At 64.7% G+C, this 5,050-nt stretch carries 6 protein-coding genes; all 6 read right to left on the bottom strand.

The window, feature by feature from the left end; genetic code table 11:
• Positions 1 to 249 (bottom strand): hypothetical protein (locus AC11W3_RS10820; RefSeq protein WP_484092999.1); only part of this gene is annotated, 249 nt, incomplete at its 3' end.
• Between the two features lie 17 nt (positions 250 to 266).
• On the bottom strand, positions 267 to 1,358 hold the full coding sequence (locus AC11W3_RS10815; protein ID WP_484092998.1) for a protein-glutamate methylesterase/protein-glutamine glutaminase: 1,092 nt from the start codon (positions 1,356 to 1,358) through the stop codon (positions 267 to 269).
• A 15-nt stretch (positions 1,359 to 1,373) separates the two neighbouring features.
• Complete coding sequence (locus AC11W3_RS10810; RefSeq protein ID WP_484089839.1) at positions 1,374 to 1,898, bottom strand: histidine kinase; 525 nt, start codon at positions 1,896 to 1,898, stop codon at positions 1,374 to 1,376.
• A 25-nt stretch (positions 1,899 to 1,923) separates the two neighbouring features.
• Positions 1,924 to 2,829, bottom strand: a complete 906-nt coding sequence (locus AC11W3_RS10805) for a CheR family methyltransferase (RefSeq protein WP_484089838.1) — start codon at positions 2,827 to 2,829, stop codon at positions 1,924 to 1,926.
• Positions 2,814 to 4,556: a methyl-accepting chemotaxis protein gene (locus AC11W3_RS10800; protein WP_484092997.1), complete on the bottom strand. Its 1,743-nt coding sequence runs from the start codon at positions 4,554 to 4,556 to the stop codon at positions 2,814 to 2,816. Before AC11W3_RS10800 ends, AC11W3_RS10805 begins: the two co-directional genes overlap by 16 nt.
• A gap of 27 nt (positions 4,557 to 4,583) precedes the next feature.
• The gene (locus AC11W3_RS10795; protein WP_484093000.1) at positions 4,584 to 5,021 is read right to left on the bottom strand and encodes a chemotaxis protein CheW; all 438 of its coding nucleotides are present in this window, start codon (positions 5,019 to 5,021) and stop codon (positions 4,584 to 4,586) included.
• Positions 5,022 to 5,050 lie beyond the last annotated feature (29 nt).

Here is a 5,050-nt window from a genome sequence, read left to right as displayed (position 1 = left end):
CTGCAGCCGGGCCTGCCTGAGCGCCTCCTCGCGCACCTGCCCCAGCACGAGGTGGTTGGCGAGGATCATCCCGAGTGCCACCGTGATGGCGCTGATCAGCATGAGGCCGGGGATTTTGCTCTTGATGATGCTCAATATAGTTCTCTCGTCCTTTGGCAGCCGCTGCCGGCCGGTGGTTCCTTCACGATTCTCCTGGCCAGAGCGGGGGACCCGAAGCTGGATCGTTTCGGTGAGAGAGGCCCCACCCATGCGGAATCTCCTCCTGCCTACACCCTGAAGCTCCTCTTCCCCTGGGCTTGCAGCCAGGCCAGGAGACGCCCCGGCAGAGAGGAGAGGGGGGCCACCTCGTCGACCCCGCCGCGGGCGATGGCCTCCTTCGGCATACCGAAGACTACGCAGCTCTCCTCGTCCTGGGCCAGCGTGTGCGCCCCCGCTTCGTGCATCTCCAGCATGCCGGCGGCGCCGTCGTCACCCATGCCGGTCATGATGATGCCCAGCGCGTTGGCCCCGGCGCAGTTGGCCGCAGAGCGGAACATGACGTCGACCGAGGGACGGTGCCGGCTGACGGGGGGGCCGTCATTGAGCTGAACGGTGTAGTTGGCGCCGTTTCTGGCCAGCAGCAGGTGGCGGTTCCCCGGTGCCAGGTAGGCATGGCCCGGGAGGACCCGCTCGCCGTGCTCCGCTTCCTTCACCGAGAGCGCGCTCAGGCTGTTCAGCCGCGCCGCGAAAGTCCGGGTGAAGGCTTCAGGCATGTGCTGGGTGATGATGATCCCCGGGCAGTCCGGGGGAAGCGCCGAGAGGAGCGCTTTTAATGCCTCGGTCCCGCCGGTCGAGGCGCCGACGGCGATGATCTTTTCCGTGGTGGCGAAGCGCCTGCGCTCGCTGGGGAGGATGGCGTCGGCGGAGAGCTTGCCGGAGGATACCTTGACCGCCGTACTCCGTTCCGGGCTCCGGCGCACCCCGGCCCGGCAGGCCAGCCTGATCTTCGCGGTCAGCTCACCGGCGTACTCCATGAGGCCGTTGCGGATGTCGATCCTGGGCTTGGTCACGTAGTCGAAGGCGCCCAGCTCGAGGGCATGCAGGGTCACCAGCGAGCTCTTTTCGGTCAGCGAGGAGACCATGAGCACCGGCATGGGGCGAAGCCGCATCAGCTTCTCCAGGAAGGCGAGCCCGTCCATCTTGGGCATCTCCACGTCCAGGGTCAGGACGTCCGGGTTGAGTTCCTTGATCCGCTCCCTGGCCATCAGCGGGTCCGAGGCCGTCCCCACCACCTCCAGGTCCGGCTCGGCGTTGATGATTTCACTTAGCAGTGCGCGTATCAGCGCGGAGTCGTCTACTATCAGCACCTTGATGGCCATCTTCAGATCCCTGTCCTACGCGTCTGTCCTACGCATTCTTTTTACCAGTGCCCGCCCTTCGCCGGGGAAGAAGATGACCTTGCGCGGCCAGCATCCCCTGAGGTCCGAGCCCATCACCGGGATCCCCTCCCCCTTCAGGAAATCGAGGGCGAAGGCGGCGTTGGTTTCGCCGATATCGGTTATTCCCGCCATGACCCGCCCCGCACCGAAAACCTTTGCCTCCAGCCGCATCCGCCTGGCCCCCAGCTCTTCCACCCACTGCAGCAGGCGCCTGATGGCGCAGCGGCCGTAGCGGGTGCTGCACTGGGCGCTGGAGCCGGTGCACCGTTCCCCTTGGCAGCCCTGGGTAACCTCCGGGAGGAGGAAGTGGTTCATCCCGCCGATGCCGCTGCCGCGGTCGTAGAGGCAGACCGAGACGCACGATCCGAGGAGGGTGGTGATGGCTGTGCCGTCGGCGGTGGCGAAAAGCTCCCCCGGCAGTAGTTTCACCGCCTCCATGTTGAAGTGGCGGTCCAGATACCGCGCCATCTCTTTGGCCATCTTTGCTCCGGATGAGACGGGGGTATTAATTCTTAAGCCTGTAGACCGTGTTGCCACAGCTCCTGAAGTTGGCGTCTTCGTGGTGCAGGCTCTCCGAGTGCCCCATGAAGAGGAGCCCGTCGGGTTTGAGCCTCGCCGCCAGGCGGTTGAGGACCGCCTGCTGGGTTTCCTTGTCGAAGTAGATCATGACGTTGCGGCAGAAGATGAAGTCGAATCGCTCGCTCATGGGCCACTTCGCGTCGAGCAGGTTCAGCCTGCGGAAGGTCACCATCCGCCGCACTTCGTCCTTAACCCTGGCGAGCCCCTCCTTCCTCCCCGCGCCCTTCAGGAAGCCTTTCCCCACCAGTTCCCCCGGCACCTTCTGCAACTGCTCCAGGGTGTAGATCCCCTGCCGCGCCTTGGCCAGCACCCCGGTGTCGATGTCGGTGGCCAGGATCCGCACCGGCGGGGAGTGCCTGAAGAGCTGCAGCGCGGTGAGCGCGATGGAGTAGGGCTCCTCGCCGCTGGAGCAGGCCGAGCTCCAGATGGAGATGGAGCGGCTCTCCTGGCGGGCCAGCCGCTCCCCCAGGATGCGGAAATGGTGCGGCTCCCGGAAAAAGGAGGTCATGTTGGTGGTCAGGGCGTTGATGAAGGCTTCCAGTTCCTCCTCATCGCCCGCCTCGATCACCCTCAGGTAGTCGGCGAAGGATTCCAGCTCCCTGGCCCGCAAGCGCCGCGCCAGGCGGCTGTAGACCATGTCCATCTTCCCGGGAGCGAGCGAGATCCCCGCCTTGCGGTAGATCAGCCCCCTGATGCGGGCGAAGTCTGCCTCGGTGAAGTGGTAGGGAAGGGGGGCGCCCTCGATGCTGTGGCGGTAGTCGCCGCCGGCTGTTACAAGGGCGCTCCCTCCTGTCCCGTATTTGAGGGCCGGGCGGCTCAGAACTCCTTCCACTCGTCGTCAAGCTCCGCCGCTTCCGCTGCCGCTGATGCCGGACGGGGCGCAGGCTTGGCCACCCGTGCCGCCGCCTGCTGCCGGACCTTCTTGTCCACTGCCTTCTCCTTGGGCGCGCCGCTCCGGGTCGGCTTGCGCTTCGGGGCTGCCGCCTCGGCCTTGTGACCGGCGTTCTCCAGCCTGAAGCGGGCCACCACCTCGACCAGCTGCTGGGCCTGCTCCTCCAGCGACTCGGCCGCGGCTGCAGCCTCCTCCACCAGCGCCGCGTTCTGCTGGGTCACGTCATCCATCTGGGTGATGGCGGTGTTGACCTGCTCGATGCCGGAGGACTGCTCCACCGACGCCGCCGAGATCTCGGCCATGATGTCGGTGACGCGCTTGATGCTGGTTACGATCTCCTGGGTGGTCCGCCCGGCCTCTTCCACCAGCCGGCTGCCGTCCTGCACCTTTCCGACCGAGTCCTCGATGAGAGCCTTGATCTCCTTGGCCGCCCCGGCACTCCGCTGAGCGAGGCTCCTCACTTCCGCAGCCACCACGGCGAAGCCTCTTCCCTGCTCGCCGGCCCTTGCCGCCTCCACCGCGGCGTTCAAGGCCAGGATGTTGGTCTGGAAGGCGATGCCGTCAATGACGCCGATGATGTCGGAGATCTTCTTCGAGCTGTCGGTGATCGACTCCATGGTGCGCACCACGCGGGTGATGACCTCGCCCCCCTTGACCGCCACGCCGCTGGCGTTGATCGCCAGCTGGTTGGCCGCCTGGGCGTTCTCCGCGTTCTGCTTCACGGTCGAGGTCAGCTCCTCCATGCTGGAGGCCGTTTCTTCCAGGGCGCTCGCCTGCTCCTCGGTCCGCTGCGAGAGGTCGGCGTTCCCCGCGGCGATCTGTTCGGTCGCGGTGGCAATCGACTCCGCCCCGTGCCGGACCTCGCCCACGATCTTGGCCAGCCCCTGGTTCATCTCCTTGAGCGAGCTCAGAAGCTCGCCGGTCTCGTCGTTGCTGCGCACCTCGATCTGGGCGGTGAGGTCCCCGGAGGCGATCCGCTGCGAGGCGCTGATGGCCTCGTCCAGCGCCTGCTTGATCTTCCTGGCCACGAAAAAGGCGAAGGCGAAGATGACCAGGGAGAGGGCGAGGGTACCCCCGATGATCTGCCACCTCATCTTGTTGGTCTGGGCCTTGACGTCGTCCACGTAGATGCCGCTGCCGATCACCCAGCCCCATTCCTTCATCAGCTTCACGTAGGAGATCTTGGGTACAGCCTGGGTGCTGCCGGGCTTGGCCCACATGTAGTCGACCACTCCCTCCCCTTTATCCTTGCAGACATTGACGAACTCCACGTAGAGACGCTTGCCGTTGGGGTCCTTGAGCTCGGCCTGGGACTTGCCGACCAGCTCAGGCTTCACCGGGTGCATCAGTACCTTGGTGTCCATGTCGTTGACCCAGAAGTACTCGTTGCCGTGGTACTTCAGGTCCCTGATCTCGTCCAGCGCGTCCTTTTGCGCCTGCTCGACGGTCCGCTTGCCGCTCTTCACGTCGTTGAGGTTGCTCTGCAGCACGTTGTAGGCGACCTCGACCACCCCTCTGGTGGCCTCGATCTTCTCGTTCATCAGGCGCTGCTCCATGTAGGGGAGCACGTAGAAAAGAACGCCCAGCATGATCATGGTCACGGTGGCGATGGAAATGCTGAGGATCTTGGTGAGGATCTTCCAGTCTTTAAAGCTCTTAATTTTCATGCCTTGCACCTCTCGTAATTATTTTTTTCAGTCCAGGGAACCGTTCATGATCTGCAGTTCGTCGCTGCCCATCAGCTTCTCTATGTCGATCAGGATCAGCATCTCGTCGCTGACCGTCCCGATGCCGGTGATGTAGCGGGTATCGACCGACGCCCCCAGTTCCGGGGCGGGCTTGATGCTCTCCTCCGGCAGGGCCACCACGTCGGAGACCCCGTCCACCACCATGCCGATCACCTTCCCCAGCACGTTGATGATGATGACCACGGTGAATTCGTGGTAGGTCGCCTCGCCCACGCCGAACTTCAGGCGCAGGTCCACGATCGGGACGATCACCCCTCGCAGGTTGATCACCCCCTTGATGAAGTCGGGGGTGTTGGCGATCCGGGTCACGCTGTCGTAACCCCTTATCTCCTGCACCTTCAGGATCTCGATCCCGTAGCTCTCGGTGGCGAGCCTGAAGGTCAGGTACTCGGACGCGGCGGGCCCGCCGCCAT

The organism is Geomonas sp., assembly GCF_056994735.1.
The sequence above is the reverse complement of the archived record's forward strand: the minus strand, read 5'-3'. Positions and strand labels throughout refer to the sequence as shown.

Excerpts from the sequence above, each read along its gene's own strand:
- AC11W3_RS10815 (WP_484092998.1), bottom strand. The coding sequence starts at position 1,358 with ATGGCCATCAAGGTGCTGATAGTAGACGACTCCGCGCTGATACGCGCA.
- AC11W3_RS10810 (WP_484089839.1), bottom strand. The coding sequence starts at position 1,898 with ATGGCCAAAGAGATGGCGCGGTATCTGGACCGCCACTTCAACATGGAG.
- AC11W3_RS10800 (WP_484092997.1), bottom strand. The coding sequence starts at position 4,556 with ATGAAAATTAAGAGCTTTAAAGACTGGAAGATCCTCACCAAGATCCTC.